The sequence below is a fragment of the Paenibacillus pasadenensis genome (assembly GCF_002864175.1).
GTDB lineage: Bacteria > Bacillota > Bacilli > Paenibacillales > Paenibacillaceae > Paenibacillus_O > Paenibacillus_O pasadenensis.
On sequence record NZ_NFEZ01000004.1, the window covers coordinates 1,918,250 to 1,936,521 of the forward strand.

Annotated in this window: 11 protein-coding genes; all 11 read left to right on the top strand. The window is 63.3% G+C overall.

From position 1 onward, the window contains the following. The first annotated feature begins 18 nt into the window (after positions 1–18). The 11 genes from B8V81_RS17700 to B8V81_RS17750 all read left to right on the top strand — a co-directional run bounded on the left by B8V81_RS17700 (position 19) and on the right by B8V81_RS17750 (position 18,267). Positions 19–849 carry an amidohydrolase family protein gene (locus B8V81_RS17700; RefSeq protein ID WP_101808875.1) on the top strand — a complete coding sequence of 277 codons (831 nt, stop codon included), beginning with the start codon at positions 19–21 and terminating at the stop codon, positions 847–849. A 179-nt stretch (positions 850–1,028) separates the two neighbouring features. After that, positions 1,029–3,008: a glycoside hydrolase family 127 protein gene (locus B8V81_RS17705; RefSeq protein WP_101808876.1), complete on the top strand. Its 1,980-nt coding sequence runs from the start codon at positions 1,029–1,031 to the stop codon at positions 3,006–3,008. 231 nt (positions 3,009–3,239) lie between these two features. Next, on the top strand, positions 3,240–4,823 hold the full coding sequence (locus tag B8V81_RS17710) for a response regulator transcription factor (protein ID WP_101808877.1): 1,584 nt from the start codon (positions 3,240–3,242) through the stop codon (positions 4,821–4,823). After that, positions 4,820–6,595, top strand: a complete 1,776-nt coding sequence (locus B8V81_RS17715) for a cache domain-containing sensor histidine kinase (protein WP_101808878.1) — start codon at positions 4,820–4,822, stop codon at positions 6,593–6,595. Before B8V81_RS17710 ends, B8V81_RS17715 begins: the two co-directional genes overlap by 4 nt. A gap of 191 nt (positions 6,596–6,786) precedes the next feature. Next, positions 6,787–8,076 (top strand): ABC transporter substrate-binding protein, encoded by a 1,290-nt coding sequence (locus B8V81_RS17720; RefSeq protein WP_101808879.1) that lies wholly within the window; start codon positions 6,787–6,789, stop codon positions 8,074–8,076. An 82-nt stretch (positions 8,077–8,158) separates the two neighbouring features. After that, the gene (locus tag B8V81_RS17725) at positions 8,159–9,049 is read left to right on the top strand and encodes a carbohydrate ABC transporter permease (RefSeq protein WP_101808880.1); all 891 of its coding nucleotides are present in this window, start codon (positions 8,159–8,161) and stop codon (positions 9,047–9,049) included. Further along, positions 9,046–9,870 carry a carbohydrate ABC transporter permease gene (locus B8V81_RS17730; RefSeq protein ID WP_101808881.1) on the top strand — a complete coding sequence of 275 codons (825 nt, stop codon included), beginning with the start codon at positions 9,046–9,048 and terminating at the stop codon, positions 9,868–9,870. The genes B8V81_RS17725 and B8V81_RS17730 overlap by 4 nt, the downstream gene beginning before the upstream one ends. 22 nt (positions 9,871–9,892) lie before the next feature. After that, entirely contained in the window at positions 9,893–12,940 is a 3,048-nt protein-coding gene (lacZ, locus tag B8V81_RS17735) for a beta-galactosidase, LacZ type (RefSeq protein WP_101808882.1), read from the top strand. Between the two features lie 806 nt (positions 12,941–13,746). Continuing rightward, entirely contained in the window at positions 13,747–14,721 is a 975-nt protein-coding gene (locus tag B8V81_RS17740) for a YhcN/YlaJ family sporulation lipoprotein (protein ID WP_101808883.1), read from the top strand. A gap of 154 nt (positions 14,722–14,875) precedes the next feature. Beyond that, positions 14,876–16,477: a response regulator transcription factor gene (locus B8V81_RS17745; RefSeq protein ID WP_101808884.1), complete on the top strand. Its 1,602-nt coding sequence runs from the start codon at positions 14,876–14,878 to the stop codon at positions 16,475–16,477. Further along, entirely contained in the window at positions 16,474–18,267 is a 1,794-nt protein-coding gene (locus B8V81_RS17750) for a cache domain-containing sensor histidine kinase (protein ID WP_052332999.1), read from the top strand. The genes B8V81_RS17745 and B8V81_RS17750 overlap by 4 nt, the downstream gene beginning before the upstream one ends. Positions 18,268–18,272: the final 5 nt, after the last annotated feature.

Below are 18,272 nucleotides of genomic sequence, written 5' to 3' on the forward strand. Positions count from 1 at the left end.
AAGAAGGAGTGGACTCTTATGCGCATCGATGCTCATCAGCATTATTGGACGATGTCCCGCACGGATTACGGCTGGATTACGCCTGACTTGCCGGTGCTGTACCGGGATTATTTGCCGGAGGATCTGGAGCCCTGCCTGCAGCGGCACGGATTGGACGGGACGATCGTCGTGCAGGCGGCTCCGACGGCGGAGGAAACGGAGTACCTGCTCTCCCTCGCCGACCGCTCGGAGTCCATCCTGGGCGTCGTCGGGTGGCTGGACCTGTTCGATCCCTCGCATCGGGCACGGTACGAGGCTTATCGCAGCCATCCGAAATTCGTCGGCTTCCGGATCATGATCCAGGAGATGCCGGACGCGGCGCGCGTGCTCGAGCCTTCGTTCGTGCAAGCGCTGCGGGAGCTCGCGCGGGAGGACGTGCCCGTCGACCTGCTCGTAAAATCGACTCAGCTGGACGCCCTCAATGCGCTCCTCGACGCCGTCCCCGGCCTTCGGGGGGTTGTCGACCATATCGGCAAGCCGCGCATCGCGGAGCAGGCGTTCGAGCCATGGGCCGCGCAGCTTGCGCGTGCGGCGGAGCATCCCGCGATTTATTGCAAGCTGTCCGGCATGGTGACGGAGGCCGATCATCAGGCGTGGACCCCGGAGCATTTCCGCGGCTATGTCGAGCATGTGCTGAGCGTATTCGGTCCCGAACGGGTCCTGTTCGGATCGGATTGGCCGGTATGCCTGCTCGCGGCGAGCTACGATCAGGTCGTGGACGTTCTGGAAAGCTCTCTCCCGGCGCATTGGGGAGCGGAGGAGAGGGCGCGGCTGTTCGGAGGCAACGCAAGGGAATTCTACAAGCTGTGAGCGCCCGCCGCCTTCTGGCCGGGCCCGCCGCTCCGGCCGTTCCGCTCCACAGGCGACCGTATGTTCGGGGTCGGATATTGTCATTTTTGTGTTCGGTTGCACCTAGTTCCAATTGTTGTCCAAGGCTAGAATAGGGTGGAAAAGCAATGAATCCTATCAATCGCCTGGAGGGATATGGCATGAAGCAAGCAGCGGCCGCCGGAACGAAAGAGCGCGTGCGCATCAAGGACGGATTTTGGGATGCCTATGCGGCGCTAGTCCGGGACACCGTCATTCCGTATCAATGGGAAGCGCTTAACGACCGCATCGCCGATGCCGAGCCGAGCTATGCGATCCGGAATTTCCGCATCGCGGCCGGCCAGGAGCAAGGGGAGTTCGGCGGCATGGTGTTCCAGGACAGCGACCTCGCCAAATGGCTGGAGGCGGTAGGCTACGCGCTCGGCACGCATCCGGACCCCGAGCTGGAGCGGATCGCGGACGAGGCGATCGAGCTGGTCGCGGCGGCCCAGCAGGAGGACGGCTACCTGAACACGTATTTCACGATCAAGGAGTCGGGCAAGCGATGGACGAACCTGTACGAGGCGCATGAGCTCTATTGCGCCGGCCATATGATCGAAGCGGCCGTCGCTTATTACGAGAGCACCGGCAAGCGCCGGCTGCTCGACGTCGTCTCCCGCTTCGCCGACCATATCGACTCGGTGTTCGGCCGGGAGGAGGGCCAGCTGCGCGGCTACGACGGGCATCAGGAGATCGAGCTGGCGCTCGTCAAGCTGTACGGCGCGACGGGCGAGCGGCGCTACCTCGACCTCGCCAAGTTCTTCATCGACGAGCGCGGAGCGGAGCCGAACTTCCTCGTGGAGGAATGCGGGCGCAGGGATGGCGTCAGCCACTGGACGGGCAGGCAGCAGCCGATTCCGAGCGTGCGCCAGATGGCCTACAACCAGGCGCACAAGCCGGTCCGCGAGCAGGACGTCGCGGTCGGCCATGCCGTGCGCGCGGTGTACATGTACACGGCGATGGCCGATCTGGCCGGGCTGACCGGAGACGCCGAGCTGCTCGAATCCTGCCGCCGCCTGTGGGCCAACATGACCGGCAAGCAGATGTACATCACCGGCGGCATCGGCTCGACGCATCATGGCGAAGCCTTTTCGTTCGACTACGATCTGCCGAACGACACCGTCTACGCCGAGACATGCGCGTCGATCGGGCTCATCTTCTTTGCCCGCCGCATGCTGCAGCTGGAGCCGAAGAGCGAGTACGCCGACGTGCTGGAGCGCGCGCTGTACAACAACGTGATCGGCAGCATGTCCCAGGACGGCAAGCATTATTTCTACGTCAATCCGCTGGAGGTATGGCCCAAGGCGTCCGAGGGCAGCCCCGACCGCAGGCATGTGAAGGCCGTCCGCCAAAAATGGTTCGGCTGCTCCTGCTGCCCGCCCAATGTCGCCCGCCTGCTCTGCTCGCTGCATGATTATGTGTACACGGCGTCCGCCGAGGACGACGTTGTCTACGCGCATCTGTTCATCGGCAGCGAGGCGCGGTTCGAGCTGAAAAGCGGCACGGCCGCGTTCGTCCAGACGTCGCTCCTGCCCTGGCAGGGCGGCACGAGGTTCGAGTGGACCGAAGCGCCGGAGACGGCGGTCTCGCTGGCGCTGCGCGTCCCGTCCTGGTGCGGCGGGCAGGCGCTGCTGAAAATCAACGGCGCCGAATCGGCGTATCGGACCGTCGACGGCTATGCGGTCTTGACCCGCGTCTGGGCGGCCGGAGATGTGGTGGAATGGGAGCCGAGGCTGGAGGCGCGGCTGATCGCCGCCAATCCGGAGATCCGCGCCGACGCGGGCAAGGCGGCGATCGAGCGCGGGCCGCTCGTCTATTGCCTGGAGGAGGTCGACAACGGCGCTCCGATCGCGTCCCTCTCGATCGATCCCGACACCGAGCTGATCCCGACCTTCGACGCCGCGCTGCCGGGCGGCGCGGTCTCCCTCGAGGCGGCCGGCCGCCGCGCGGACCTGGCGGGATGGGATCCGGACCAGCCGTATCGTCCGCTCGGCCAGTCGCCGGAGCCGGCGGCGGCCGAGCTGAGGGCGGTCCCGTACTTCCTGTGGGGCAACCGGGAGCCGGGCGAGATGGCCGTCTGGATCCGGCTCAGCCGGGTGTGAGGCGGATTGCCGCCGGCCGGAACCGAAAATCAGGGTAACCAGAGGGCGCAGCCGCATCGGCTGCGCCCTCTTTGCGTTCCGGCGGCCAGAGCAGGGGCGTTTTTGCAAGCCCGCCTCGGCATCGTCCGCTTCCTTCGAAGGCCTCGGCCCAGCCTCGTTTTACGTCAGCATGCTTGTCCGTTAGAATAGACGAATAAAAAAACGCAAGCATCGTAGAAAGGGGGCGTCGGCTTGAGCGAACTGACCTGCAACGTATTGATCGTGGATGACGAGCTGCTGGCCCGCCAGGGCATCAAGCATCTGCTCGACTGGGAGAGCGAGGGCTTCCGCATCGTCGGCGAGGCCGCCAACGGCAAGGAGGCGCTGGAGCTGATCGAACGGCTCTCCCCGCATATCCTGATCACCGATATCGTCATGCCCGTCATGGACGGAGAGGAGCTCGCGCGGGAAGTGCGCATCCGCCATCCGGAAATCCGCATGATCGTGCTCAGCAGCTTCAGCGAGTTCGACTACGTGCGCTCCACGTTCCAGAGCGGCGTCGAGGATTATATCCTCAAGCCGAAGCTCGATGCCGGCAAGCTGCTCGCGACGCTGAAAAAAATGGCCGCCGGCATCCCCGAGCTGAGCGGCATCCGGCTCGGCGGAGCCAAGCAGCAGTCGCTGCGCGCCTTGCTCGACAAGGCGGCCGCCGGCTTTCCGCTCGGCGACAGCATGGACGGAGCGAGGCTGCTGCAGGAGCAGCTGCCCCATCGCTCCTATGCGGTGTTCGGCGCCAGGCTCGATGGCGACAGTCCCGCCGCCGGCACGGCCGCGTGGAAGGAGCGGCTCGAAGCCCATCTCGCCGAGCTGCCCGCAGCGGGCCGGTTCGCGCCTGCGGCGGAGCTGGCGGAGGGGCGGGACCTCGTGCGGGCGCTGATCAATTTCGACGCGGCGGACCTGCCCCTGCTGGAGGCTTGGCTGGAGCGGCTCGAAGCGTCGGCGGCCGAAGGAAGCTGGCCCGTCCTCGGCGCGCTCGGCCCGGCGTTCGGCTCGCTCGGCGGGCTGCACGCGGCGATCGAGCAGCTGCCGGCGCTGATGGAGCGCCGCTTCTTCCGGCCGGAGCGGCGCTTCTTCGCGCCGCCGGCGCAAGCTGCCGCCGCGAGCGGCGGCTCGGCCTTCGACGCCGCCGCCTTCGAGGCGGAGCTCGGCGGCCAGCAGTTCGAGGCGGCGTTCGCCCGGCTGCGGCAGTTCGCCTCGTCGATGGAAGGCTGCGAGGGCATGCGCGTCCAGGAGCTCAAGTCGTTCCTCGGCCATCATCTGTTCCATGTGATCGTGGCGCTGCTCCGCCATCAGTATCCGGCCGCGTCTCTCGACGAGCGCAAGTACGAGTATTTCCGCGAGATCCATGAAGCCCGATCCGTGCAGGAAGCGGAGCGGACGCTGCTGCGCTTCCTGGACGAGGCCGAGGGCTGCGTCGCCGCGCGCCAGCGTCCCGGAGGCAGCCAGGCGATGCAGAAGCTGCTCGCCTACATCCACGAGCATTATGCCGAGCCGCTCCATCTGGCGGACGTCGCCCAGCATTTCCATTTCAACCCGTCGTATCTGTCCAACTACTTCGCCAGCCGCAACAAGGAGGGCTTCAGCGAGTACGTCAACCGCGTGCGCATCGAGCAGGCATGCCGGCTGCTGGCGGACACCGACGACGCGATCGCGGACATCGCCACCCGCGTCGGCTACGCCGATAACAGCTACTTCACCAAGGTGTTCCGAAAATACATGGACCAGTCTCCGAGCCAGTACCGCCGATCGGCGCAGGAAGGGAAGGACCTCCGATGAAGGAAGCGGGCGGCCGCCTGTCGCGGCTCGGCCTTTTCGGCAAGATGTTCATCATCATGGTCATCAGCACGATCGCCGTCGGAGGCATGACCTCCTGGGTGACGGTGCATGTGTCGCAGCAGCTGTTCCTCGACACGTTCAGCCTGACCAACGCCAAGGTCGTCAGCCAGATCAAGCGCAATTTCGAGTCGTTCCATTATTCGATCCTGACCGCTTCGAACGAGGCGATGCAAAACAGCACGATCCGCAGCTTCCTGACGGAGGAGGAAGGGAATTCGCTGAGCGAGAACAAGGCCTACTACGCCATGGTAGCGCAGATGACGCGGATCGCCGCCGGCCTCGACCAGAACGAGGTCGGCACGATCATCCTCGGCGACGGCGAGCGGAGCTACTTCAGCGACCGCTCCTACTGGACGAAGTCGGCCGCCGCGCTGAAGCGCCAGGAGCTGGCGGCCGAGCAGCCGCAAAACGCCAGCCGGTTGACGTACCGGCTGCTGCTGGAGCAGGACGGGACGGCGGGCGAGCCGATCCTGACCGCCTCCCGCAAGCTCATCTCGCGGACGACCGGACTGCCGTACGGGACGATGCTTTTCATGCTGCCGGAGCGCGACTTCAGCCGCTTCTACAGCACGTTCACCAGCACCGGCAACGACGTGCTCGTGCTCGACCGCGACGGCATGATCGTGTCGAGCAACCTGACCGGCCGCATCGGCAGCCGCGACGCGGCCCTGCTCGCCGGAGCGGAGAGGATCCGCGCGGAGGGGCTGGACTCGATCTCGATCGGGAGCGGAGAGGGCAGCCAGCTGATGGTGTCGCAGCATCTGCCCGAATACGATTTCTACATCGTCAACCTCGTCGACAAAAAGCTCGTCCGCGACATGCTGCCGGTGACGCAGATCGTGCTCATCGGAGCGGCCATCGTGTCGGCGGCGCTGCTCATCCTGCTGCTCATCTCGCGCCGGCTCACCCGCTCGCTGCGGCTGCTCGTGCGGCAGATGTCGAGCGTGACCAAGCGCAACTTCCACAACTACATGCCCGTCAGCGGCAGCTACGAGACGCGCCAGCTCGGGACGGCGTTCAACTACATGCTCGACGAGCTGAACGCCTACATCATGCAGCTCGTGCAGACCCAGCGCGAGCAGCGCAATGCCGAGCTGGCCGCCCTGCAGCGGCAGATCAATCCGCATTTCCTGTACAACACGCTCGCCTCCGTCAACTTCCTCGTCCAGCGCGAGGACAAGCAGAAGGCGACCGAGACGATCCATGCGCTCATCTCGCTGCTGCAGAACTCCATCGGCAACGTGGAGGAGACGATCCCGGTGGAGCAGGAGGTGCAGAACCTGAAGGATTACGCCTTCATCAACGGAATCCGCTACGGCAGCGGCATCGCGGTCGACTACTTCATCTCGCCGGACTGCCTCCAGGCCGAGGTGCCGAAGCTGATCCTGCAGCCGTTCATGGAGAACGCGTTTTTCCATGCGTTCAAGGAAAGGGAGAGCGGCTACATCTACGTCATCGTCGCCCGCGAAGGCGAATCGCTGCTGTGCGAGATCGTCGACAACGGCGACGGCATGGACCTGCAGGACGGCCAGGACAGCCTGCCCGACTCGCAGAGCAACCGCCAGCTGTTCAGCGGCATCGGCATCCGCAACGTCCATGCCCGCATCCTGCTGCTCTACGGCAAGGACTACGGCGTGACGATCCGCAGCAAGCCGGGCGAGGGCACGAGGGTGCAGGTCCGGCTGCCGTTCGCGGAAAAATCCGAAGGCTGACCGGCCGCGAAAGCTAAACATAATCCAAAAAGCTTTAAAAAAGACAACGCCTCCTCCCCCTTCCCCGAAAGATTGGCATTGAAAGGACCAAACGGGGCAAAGATATTCCTACCGGAGGAACGCCCGCGTTTGATACCATTTTTGGTGAAGGCAAGCGCTTTCCGAAAGCATGCGAAGGGGGACCTTTTACGATGAAGAAACAGATGGCATTCGCTGCGCTCGCCGGCGTCATGGCGCTCACGGCTTGCTCCAGCGGCAACAACGACGGTCAGGAGGGCCAAAGCTCGGGCGGCGGCAAAGTCACGGTATGGGCATGGGATCCGAACTTCAACATCGCGGCGATGAAGCTGGCGAAGGAAGCCTATGCGGCCGAAAATCCGGACGTGAACGTCGACATCATCGAGTACGCCCAGGCCGACATCATCCAGAAGCTGAATACGGGCCTCAACTCCGGCACGACGAGCGGCCTGCCGAACGTCGTGCTGATCGAGGACTACCGGGCGCAAAGCTTCCTGCAGGCTTATCCCGACTCGTTCTACAAGATGTCCGACCTGATCAAGCCGGGTGATTTCGCCGACTACAAGCTCTCCTCGACGAGCCTGGACGGCGTGCAGTACGGCGTGCCGTTCGACTCCGGGGTGACCGGGCTCTATGTCCGCAAGGATCTGATGGAGCAAGCCGGCTATTCGGTCGATGACCTGCAGAACATCGATTGGGACCAGTTCATCGAGATCGGCAAGGCCGTGAAGGAAAAGACCGGCAAGGCGATGCTGACGCAGGATCCGAACGACCTCGGGCTCATCCGCATGATGATCCAGTCGGCGGGAGCCTGGTACACGGCTGAGGACGGCACGACGCCGGACCTGAAGGACAACGCGGCGCTGAAGGACGCGTTCGCGACCTACAAGAAGCTGATGGAGTCCGACACCGTCAAGATGATTTCCGACTGGAGCCAGTTCCTGGCCGGATTCAACACCGGCGACGTGGCGACCGTGCCGACCGGCAACTGGATCACGCCGTCGGTCAAGGCCGAGGCTTCCCAGTCCGGACAATGGGCCGTCGTTCCGATGCCGAAGCTGAAAAATACCGCTTCCTCGGTCAACGCCTCCAATCTGGGCGGCAGCTCCTGGTACGTGCTCAACGTCGACGGCAAGGAGCAGGCGGCCGAGTTCCTCGCCAAGACGCTCGGCTCCGACGCGGAGCTGTATCAGAAGCTCGTGACGGATATCGGCGTCATCGGCACGCTGAAGGCGGCTACCGAAGGCGACGCCTACAACCAGGAAGATGCGTATTTCGGCGGCCAGAAGATCGTCAGCGACTTCGCGGCCTGGACGCAGAAGATTCCGCAAGTCAACTACGGCATGCATACGTATGCGATCGAGGACATCCTCGTAAGCGCGATGCAGAGCTATCTGGGCGGCGCGGACCTCGACAAGGTGCTGAGCGACGCGCAGTCCCAGGCGGAGTCCCAGCTGGGCTAACCGAATCCGTCCGTCAGCAGGCCGTCCGCGAGGACGGCTTGCTTCGTCACGGTCCATTTTTCCCGAGAAAGGAGCCCTAAGGATGAAACAAACGGCCATCGTCTGCAATCGTCTTCAGCCCCGCTGGACGGGATGGATGTTCATCTCCGTCGCGGTGCTGATGATCCTCCTCTTTTATTTCTACCCGATGCTCCAGGCGCTGCTGCTGTCGTTCAAGTCCGGCACCGGGGCCAGGATCGACTGGACCGGGCTCGACAACTACAAGCGGCTGACGAGCGATCCGGTGTTTTGGACGGCGCTTAAAAATACATTTCTATACCTGATCGTGCAGGTTCCGGTCATGATCCTGCTGGCGATGTTCATCTCCGTGCTGCTGAACGACAGCAAGCTGCGCTTCAAGGGCTTTTTCCGCACGGCGATCTTCCTGCCCGCGATCACCTCGCTCGTCGCCTACTCGGTCGTGTTCAAGTACCTGTTCGGCGCGGAAGGGCTCGTCAACCAGGCGCTGCTGAAGCTGCATCTGATCGACGCGCCGCTGCAGTGGATCACCGATCCCGTGCTGGCCAAAATTACGATCATCATCGCCATCACCTGGCGCTGGACCGGCTACAACATGATCTTCTACCTGTCCGCGCTGCAGAACATCGACGCCTCCATCTACGAGGCGGCGCGCATCGACGGCGCTTCTCCGGTGCGGCAGTTCTTCTCCATCACGACGCCGATGCTGAAGCCGATCATCCTGTTCACCTCGATCACGTCGACGATCGGCACGCTGCAGCTGTTCGACGAGATCATGAACATCACCAAGGGCGGACCGGGCAACGCCACGATGACGATCTCCCAGTACATCTACAACCTGAGCTTTAAGTACACCCCGGACTTCGGCTATGCGGCTACCGTCTCCTACACGATCGTCATTCTGATCGTGCTGCTGTCCATCCTCCAGTTCAAAGCGGCAGGTGATAAACGATGAAATCGCTCAAACGAACGCCGATTTATTTGTTCCTGACTCTCGCGGCCGGCGTCTCGATCTTCCCGTTCCTCTGGATCCTCTCCAGCGCGACGAACAAGTCGATCGACGTCTCCAGCGGCCGGCTGCTGCCCGGCTCGAACCTGCTGAACAACTTCCGCAACCTGACGGAGCAGGTCGAGCTCGGGCAGGCGTTGTGGAATTCCGCCAAGATTTCCGTCACGACGACGCTGCTGGCGCTGCTCATCGCCTCGCTCGCCGGATACGGCTTCGAGATCTACCGCAGCAAGGCGAAGGACATCGTCTTCAACATCCTGCTGGTCTCGATGATGATCCCGTTCGCCGCGATCATGGTGCCGCTGTTCCAGATGTTCGCGGGCATCTCCGGCTTCGCGCCCGCCATCGGCATCAATACGATCGCCTCGGTCATTTTGCCGACGTTCACGACCGCCTTTCTGATCTTTTATTTCCGCCAGAGCTCCAAGATGTTCCCGAAGGACATGCTCGAGGCGGGGCGGATGGACGGACTGAGCGAATGGGGCTTGTTTTTTCGGATCTATGTGCCTACGATGAAAACAAGCTACGCCGCAGGCGCCATCATCACGTTCATGTCGAGCTGGAACAACTATTTGTGGCCGCTCGTCGTGCTGCAGACGCCTGACAAGCGCACGATTCCGCTGCTGATCTCGAATCTGGGCTCCAGCTATTCGCCGGATTACGGCATCATCATGACGGCGATCGTCGTTTCCACCTTGCCGACCGCGCTGGTGTTTTTCTTGATGCAAAAGCATTTCGTCGCCGGAATGGTCGGTTCCGTCAAGTAAACCGAAGAGGAGAATCCGCTACATGTCTGATCGTCAAGCATCGCTGGATTGGCTGGCCGATCCGGCCGTATTCAAGGTGAATCGGCTGGATGCCCATTCGGACCACCGCTATTACGCCACGGTGGAGGAGGCGGAGGCAGGGGCGCCGATGAAGATGCGCCATAGCCTGAATGGAAGCTGGAGCTTCCATTACGCGGCCAATCCGGCTTCTCGTCCGGCGGATTTCCACGCCGAGGGCTTCAGCACGGCCGGCTGGGGAGACATCCAGGTGCCGGGCCATATCCAGCTTCAAGGCTGGGGTCAGCCGCAATACGTAAACACGATGTATCCGTGGGACGGCCTGGAGGCGATCCGCCCTCCGCAGCTGCCGGAGCACAATCCCGTCGGGAGCTATGTCAAGGAGTTCGAGCTGCCGGCCGATTGGGACGGCCGCCCGACGTTCATTTCCTTCCAGGGAGTCGAGTCGGCCTTCTACGTCTGGCTGAACGGCGAGTTCGTCGGTTATGCCGAGGACAGCTTCACGCCGTCGGAATTCGACCTGACGCCGCATATCCGCGGCGGAGCGAACCGCCTCGCGGTAGCGGTATACCAGCGGAGCACGGGCAGCTGGCTGGAGGACCAGGATTTCTGGCGGTTCTCGGGCATCTTCCGCGACGTCTACCTTTATACGACGCCGGACATCCATGCGGTCGACCTCGAGGTGCGCGCCGATCTGGACGATACGTACCGCCTCGGCACGCTGCATGCCTCGATCCGGCTGGCCGACGCCGCCCCTGCCGGGAGTTACGCGCTGCTGCGGCTGCGTGACCCGCATGGAGCCGTCGTCGCCGAGAGCGGACAGGTCGCGCTGGACGCAGCAGGCCGCATCGCCGCCGTGCTTGAAGCGGGCGAGGTGCAGCCGTGGAGCGCCGAGCTGCCGCGGCTGTACTCGCTGCTCGTCACGATCCATCGTCCCGGCGGCGAGCTGGTCGAGGCGATCGTGCAGAAGGCCGGCTTCCGCCGCTTCGAGCTGAAGGACAAGCTGATGCTCGTGAACGGCAAGCGCATCGTCTTCAAGGGCGTCAACCGCCACGAGTTCAACAGCCGGAGCGGGCGGGCGATCGGCAAGGAAGACATGCTGCGCGACATCCGCATCCTCAAGCAGAACAACCTGAACGCCGTGCGCACGTCCCATTATCCGAACCAGACGCTCTGGTACGAGCTCTGCGACGAATACGGCATCTACGTCATCGACGAGATGAACCTGGAGTCGCACGGCTCCTGGCAGAAGATGGGCGCGGTCGAGCCGTCCTGGAACGTGCCGGGCGACCTGCCGGAGTGGCAGGACATCGTCCTCGACCGGGCGGCCAGCATGCTGGAGCGGGACAAGAACCACCCGTCCATCGTCATCTGGTCCTGCGGCAACGAGTCGTACGCGGGCGAAGTCATCCTGAACGTCTCGAACTATTTCCGCGAGCGCGATCCGAGCCGCCTCGTCCATTACGAGGGCGTGTTCCACAACCGCGCGTTCAACGATACGAGCGACATGGAGAGCCGCATGTACGCCAAGCCGGCCGACATCGAAGCCTATCTGAACGACGATCCGCAAAAGCCGTACATCAGCTGCGAGTACATGCACGCGATGGGCAACTCCGTCGGCGGCATGCACAAGTATACGGAGCTGGAGGACAAGTATCCGCTCTATCAGGGCGGCTTCATCTGGGACTACTTGGACCAGGCGCTCATTCGCAAGGATCGTTACGGAAAAGAATACCTCGCCTACGGCGGCGACTTCGGCGACCGTCCGACGGACTACAGCTTCTGCGGCAACGGCATCGTGCATGCCGACGGCACCGTCTCGCCCAAGATGCAGGAGGTCAAGTTCCTTTACCAGAACTACCGCCTGACGCCGTCGCTCGATTCGATCTCGGTGCGCAGCGGCTCGCTGTTCGCCGGCACCGGGCATCTGGAGCTGGCTTGCCGGCTGCTGCGCGACGGAGCCTTGGTCCATGAAGCGATCGTTCCGCTCGAGGTTGGTCCGGGCGAAGAGGCCGAGGTGCCGAGCGGCCTGCCGCAAGGCATCGCCGAGGCGCCGGGCGAATACGTCATCGAAGCGTCGCTGCGGCTGCGGGACGATCAGCTCTGGGCCGCAGCCGGCCATGAGGTGGCGTTCGGCCAGTCGGTGGCGCGCGTCGAGCGCGAGGCTGCCGAGCCGCTGCCGGCCGGGGAGATCGACGTCGTCGAAGGCGACGTGAACATCGGCGTTTTCGGAAGAGGCTGGCAGGCGCTGTTCTCCAAGCAGGCGCATAGCCTCGTCTCGCTCCGCTATGGAGGCCGCGAGGTGATCGAGTCGCCGCCGATGCCGCTGTTCTGGCGGGCGACGACGGACAACGACAAGGGCACGGCGCTGGCCTACACGCACGGAGCGTGGCTGGCCGCGAGCGTCGCCCGCCGCTGCACGGGCTGGGAGCTGACGCAGGAGGCCGGTACGGTCACGGTCGCCTACCGCTATGAGTTCAGCACGGCCCCGGGCGCCTGGCTGACCGTCGCCTACACGGTCCGCGCCGACGGCAGCATCCGCGTGCGGACGGAGTACAAGGGAGCGCAAGGACTGGCGGATCTGCCGATTTTGGCGCTGACGTTCAAGACGTCGGCCGACTACGGCCAGACGAAGTGGTACGCGCTCGGTCCGGAGGAGAACTATTCCGACCGCTGCCATGGCGCGCGGCTCGGCACGTTCAGCCGAGCGGTGGCGGAGCTGCCGTCCCGCTACCTCGTGCCGCAGGAGTCGGGCAACCGCACCGGCGTGCGCCGGCTGGACGTTCTGGATGCCCAAGGGAATGGCTTTGCGGTCGCAGCCGTTTCCGAGCCGCTGGAATGCAATGTCTCCCCGCACAGCGCGATGGAGCTGGAGAACGCCGCCCATGTCTGGGAGCTGCCTGCGGTCCATTACACGAACGTGACGGTCGCGGCCAAGCAGCTTGGCGTCGGCGGCGACGACAGTTGGGGCGCGCCTGTCCATCCGGAGTTCCGCATTCCTTCCGACCGGGATTATGCCTTTGAATTCATCCTTGAACCGAGCCGGATGTAGCTTGGCCACTTGGACAGCCCTCCATTTATGGAGGGCTGTTTTTTGCGAGCTGTTGGGAGGAGGGCTGGAGCCGCTGTGAGGTGGCTGGAGCCGCTCCAGGGACGGACCCTCTTTCCGATTCCGCTGAAGCCCAGATTCCTCTGATCTCCCTTTCCGTTAGCGGAAGGAATCCGGCCTTCAAGGGAACCGCTCCGCTTCTCCAAGAAGGTCCATCCCTTTCGCTCCGCCATCCTCTACCTTCCCACCGTCTACCCTCCACCATCCTCTTTCGAGACCGCCGCTCACAGGTTCGCCCTTTCAAGCAGCTGTAACCTGATAAATTCGGGTTACAGCTCGAGAAACGGGCTGACGAGCATCCCTAACCCGATAAATTCGGGTTACAGCTCGAGAAACGAGCTTCCGAGCAGCCGCAACCCGATAAATTCGGGTTACAGCTTGAGAAACAAGCTTCAGAACAGCGGCAAACCGTTTTTTTCGGCCTACAGCTGCAGTTACTCGGTTTTTCCGAGCAGCTCGGTGTTATCCGCTCCATTTGGAGGGGAGTTACTCGGTTTTTCCGAGCAACTCGGTGTTAACCGCTCCATTTGGAGGGGAGTTACTCGGTTTCTCCGCGCAACTCGGTGTTATCCGCTCCATTTGGAGGAGAGTTACTCGGTTTTTCCGAGCAACTCGGTCGTGGGTGCACCAGTTCGCTCGGACTGGCCGCCTTCCCAGCGATTGTCCCGGATACGGCCGCCTCCGCGGGGCGACACTACTACAGCCGTCTCCGCGAGCGGAGCGGACGCCCATGACATGGAGGTTTTCGAATGAAGCATCCCTGGAAAGTGCTTGCAGCCGGCGTTGCGTTGAGCACGGCTCTGGCGGGCTGCGGAACGCATCATGGCGAGCTCGGCAACAAGAACATCCGGAACAACAACATCGGCAACTACCGCCTGCTCGACAAGCGCTTCGCCGACGACAACATGAACGAGATGAACCGCGTCGACGGGCGTCAGCTGAACGGCAACAACATCATCGGCAATCATCGCAACTATAACCTCAAATCGAATCGGCAGATCGCCGGCACGGTCAAGAAGCTTGAAGGCGTGCGCGACGCCTATGTGCTTACGACCAACGACAACGCCTATGTCGCAGTCGGCCTCAAAGGCGAGAGCATCGTCGGCAGCACCAATACCCGTTCGGGCACCGAAATGGGCTACGCCGCCTCCAATACGGGCCGAACGGGCTCGAACAGCGGCCGCATGTCTGCCAAAAGCGGCGACGGACTTAGCCTCGAGCGCGGGATGAACCGGCTGGACGGCAGCATGGGACGCATGAACGAACGGCTGGGCCGGGGCATGGACGGGAAGTTCGACAACACGATCGACCAATATGGGCGCATGGGCGAGTCGCGCGGAAACAACGGCTACAGCTCGCTGTCGAACGGCTACAACGGCTACGGCGGCGCTTCGGCGACGAATCGCCGAGGCCATATGGAAAACGGCCTCGCCGACAACAACAACATCTATATGGCCCGCAGCCTCAACGAAGGCTTCAAGACGCAGGTCGCGGACGCCGTCCGCAAAAGCATGCCGGGCATCGACAAGGTGTTCGTCTCCGCCAACCCGGACTTCTTCAGCCGGATGCGGGAATACGACAACGATGCGAAGCAAGGCCACTCGATCCAGCCGTATCTGGCGGAGTTCAACGCTATGGTCGAGAGGGTGTTCCCGAACGTGGACGACGGCAGCGCCGGCACGCAAAAGAAGCTGAGCGGACTGGATGCGCATATTTTCAAGTAGAACCTTCCATCCGACCTGTCCGCCGACCCCATCTTCCGAGCCGCCCCAAACGGGCGGCTTTTTTCGCGATATTGACAAAAATGATCGTCACGATCAGTATGGTTACATATTCGATCAAAAATTCAAGCGACAGCAGCTGCAGGAGGCGCCGGCCATGTACAAGCTGATCCTGGTGGATGACGAGCCGATCGTCCGCGAAGGCCTGATGAACACGATCGACTGGGCGAGCCACGGCTTCGAGCTCGCGGGCGATTACGCCAACGGCCGGGATGCGCTGGAGGCGGTCGAGCTCCTCCGTCCCGACTTGGTGCTGACCGACATCAACATGCCGTTCATGGACGGACTCGAGCTGAGCGCGGCCATCTCGGCCAGCCATCCCAACGTCAAAATCATCATCCTCACCGGCTACGACCAATTCGATTACGCTCAGCAGGCGCTCCGCATGAAGGTGTACGATTTCATCCTCAAGCCGATCACCGCGAGCGAGACCAGGGAGCTGCTCGACCGGCTGCGCGGGGAGCTTGACGAGGAGCGGCGCCGCAAGGAGGATGTCGACCGCCTGCGCAGCCAGCTGAGCCAGAGCCTGCCGCTGCTGCGGGAGCGGTATTTGGACCGGCTTGCCGCCACCGGCGCCGGATCTCAGGACGCCGAGGAGCGGCTGGCTTATTTCGGCCTGCCGCCGCTGCAGCCGCCGCTGCTCGCGCTGCTGCTCGACTTCGACGGCGGGCCTGCCGCCGGCAGCGAGCCGGATCGGGAGCTGCTGCGCTTCGCCGGCTTCAACATCGCCGAGGAGATCGCCGCCCGCGAAGGGGCGATCTGCTTCCGCACCCGCGAGGAAAGAATCGCCGTGCTGCTGTCGGGCCAGCCGCCTGCGGATCTGTACGAGCAAGCCTCGCGCATCGCCTGGTCGATCCGCCGCGAGATCGAGCATTACCTTGGCTACGCGATGTCGGCGGCGTTCGGCCGGGCCGCGGACAGCCTCGCGAAGCTGCCGGAATCATATCGGAGCGCCATCGCCGCGCTCGATTACCGATTCCACTATGGCCGCGACCGTGTACTGAGCATCGTCGAGCTCGAAGGCGAGCGCGCGGCGCCGCCGGCAGCCGGCGAGGACTGGAGCGGCAAGCTCGGAGCGGCGCTGCGGACCGGGTCGGCGGGCGAGCTGCGCCAGCTTTTCGGCGATTTCACCGAACGGCTCAAGCAGTCCAGGGCTCCGCTCGTCTCCTGCCAGCTGGAAATCCAGCGGGCGCTCGTCACGATGCTGAGCGTGCTGCAGGAGATGGGCGTAGAGGAACTTGGCGACAGCCCCGGCATGCTGTTCGCCGAGGCGCAGCGCCTCTCTACGCTGGATGAGGTCGGCGGGTGGCTGACGGACCTCGCGACGCGAGGCGCCAAAGCGGCGGCGGACAGCCGCAGCCGGCTCGGGCGCAGCCAGATCGGGCAAGCGCTGCTTTACATCGAGCGCAACTTCGCCGACGAGCGGCTCAGCCTGTCGGATATTTCGCGGCAGGCACTGATGAGCACGAGCTATTTCAGCCAGATGTTCAAGCAGGAGACCGGCGAGACGTTCGTGGAATACCTGACGCGAATCCGCATGGCCAAAGCCAAGGAGCTGCTGGAGAACACGCCGCTGAAGCTGTACGAGATCGCCGCGCAGGTCGGCTACTCCGATCCGAACTACTTCAGCCTCGCCTTCAAGAAGCATGCCGGACTGTCCCCGCGCGAATACCGCGAGCAGGCGAGAGGGCAGGCATGACGAGGCTGCGGCCTCCCGACTGGCTGAAGCGCGGGCTGCGGCCGCTCCGCACGATCCACGGCACGATCTCGGCCGCGTTCTCGATCCTGATCCTCGCGGCGATCGGCATCACGAGCCTCAACAGCTACAAGCTGTCGGAAGAGGCGGTGCTGAGCAATTCCCAGGCTTATCTGGGCGAGGTCATCCAGCAGGTCGGCCAGAACATCCAGTCGTATATCGACAACATGGAGAACATCTCGCTGCTTATCTTCACCAACAAGGACGTCAAGTATTATCTGTCGGACAATCCCTTCCTCAGCCGGGAGGAGATCCGCACCTACGAGAAAAGCATCTCCGACCTGTTCCAATCGCTGCTGTACACCCGCAAGGACATCGCCTCGATCATGGTGTTCGGCTATAACGGCCGCAACGTATCCGACCGCAGGCTGACGACGCTCAATCCGTACGTGCAGCTGCGCGAGCAGGATTGGTATGTCAAAGCGGCGCGCGCCGGCGGACGCTCGGTCATCTCGGCGCCGCATGTGCAGAACGTCGTCTCCGGCGATTACGAATGGGTCGTCTCGCTCAGCCGCGAGCTGAAGAACAGCAACGGAATGACCGGCCAAGGCATCGCGCTCGTCGACCTCAAGCTCAACGTCATCAACGACATCTGCCGAAGCGTCAAGCTCGGCTCGCGCGGCTACGTGTTCATCGTCGACAGCGCCGGCAACATCGTGTACCACCCCCAGCAGCAGCTGCTGTACAGCAAGCTGCGCGAGGAGCCGATCGAGCGCATCCTCTCCGCGGGTCAAAGCAGCTTCCTCGTCGATGACGGCGCCGGCGAGAGGCTGTATTCCGTGCAGGACAGCAACTTCGGCTGGAAAATCGTCGGCGTCGCCTATCGCAGCGAGCTGATCGCCGAACCGGACGCGATGCGAAACTCCTTCCTGCTCTGGGCCGCGGCCGCGCTGGCGGGAACGCTGCTCATCAGCCTGCTGCTGAGCCATCGCATCACCCGCCCGATCCGCAGGCTGCAAGCGGCGATGCGCCAGGTCGAGCGAGGCAACTTCGAGGTGCGCGCCGAGGTGGAGCAGCAGAGCGAGATCGGACAGCTGGAGCGGACGTTCAACATGATGGTCGGCCAGACGCAGCGCCTCATGGACGAGCGCATCCAGACCGAGGAGACGAAGCGCCGGACGGAGCTTCGGCTGCTGCAATCGCAGATCAATCCGCATTTTCTTTACAACACGCTCGATTCGATCATCTGGATGGCGGAGCAGCGCAAGAACGAGGAGGTCGTGCGGATGACCTCGGCGCTGGCCAAGCTGTTCCGCGCCAGCATCGCCAAGGACGACGAGCTCGTGCCGATCCGCATCGAGCAGGAGCATATCGCCAGCTACCTGCAGATTCAAAAGATGCGCTATCGGGACATGCTGGACTACGAGATCGACATCCCGCGCGAGCTGCACCTGTACAAGTCGCCCCGCATCCTGCTTCAGCCGTTCGTGGAAAACGCGATCTATCACGGCATCAAGAACATGCCGGAAGGCGGAGTGGTGCAGATTGCCGCCGAGGTGGACGGAGACTCCATCCGATTCACGGTGAGGGACAACGGCAAGGGCATGGACGAGGAGACGGTGCAGGCGGTCCTGAACGCGAGCGCTCGCGACAACGACGGACGCGACCATATCGGAGTCAGCAACGTCAACGAGCGGATCGTCCTCACGTTCGGAGCCGGCTACGGCGTGTCGATCGAGAGCGAGCCCGGCGAAGGAACCTGCGTCGCCGTCACGATACCGAAGGTCCGTTGAAGGAG

Bases quoted from the DNA above. Each gene is read 5' to 3' on its own strand.
- B8V81_RS17750 (WP_052332999.1), top strand. From the start codon at position 16,474: ATGACGAGGCTGCGGCCTCCCGACTGGCTGAAGCGCGGGCTGCGGCCG.
- B8V81_RS17700 (WP_101808875.1), top strand. From the start codon at position 19: ATGCGCATCGATGCTCATCAGCATTATTGGACGATGTCCCGCACGGAT.
- B8V81_RS17715 (WP_101808878.1), top strand. From the start codon at position 4,820: ATGAAGGAAGCGGGCGGCCGCCTGTCGCGGCTCGGCCTTTTCGGCAAG.
- B8V81_RS17705 (WP_101808876.1), top strand. From the start codon at position 1,029: ATGAAGCAAGCAGCGGCCGCCGGAACGAAAGAGCGCGTGCGCATCAAG.
- B8V81_RS17720 (WP_101808879.1), top strand. From the start codon at position 6,787: ATGAAGAAACAGATGGCATTCGCTGCGCTCGCCGGCGTCATGGCGCTC.
- B8V81_RS17725 (WP_101808880.1), top strand. From the start codon at position 8,159: ATGAAACAAACGGCCATCGTCTGCAATCGTCTTCAGCCCCGCTGGACG.
- lacZ (WP_101808882.1), top strand. From the start codon at position 9,893: ATGTCTGATCGTCAAGCATCGCTGGATTGGCTGGCCGATCCGGCCGTA.
- B8V81_RS17730 (WP_101808881.1), top strand. From the start codon at position 9,046: ATGAAATCGCTCAAACGAACGCCGATTTATTTGTTCCTGACTCTCGCG.
- B8V81_RS17745 (WP_101808884.1), top strand. From the start codon at position 14,876: ATGTACAAGCTGATCCTGGTGGATGACGAGCCGATCGTCCGCGAAGGC.
- B8V81_RS17740 (WP_101808883.1), top strand. From the start codon at position 13,747: ATGAAGCATCCCTGGAAAGTGCTTGCAGCCGGCGTTGCGTTGAGCACG.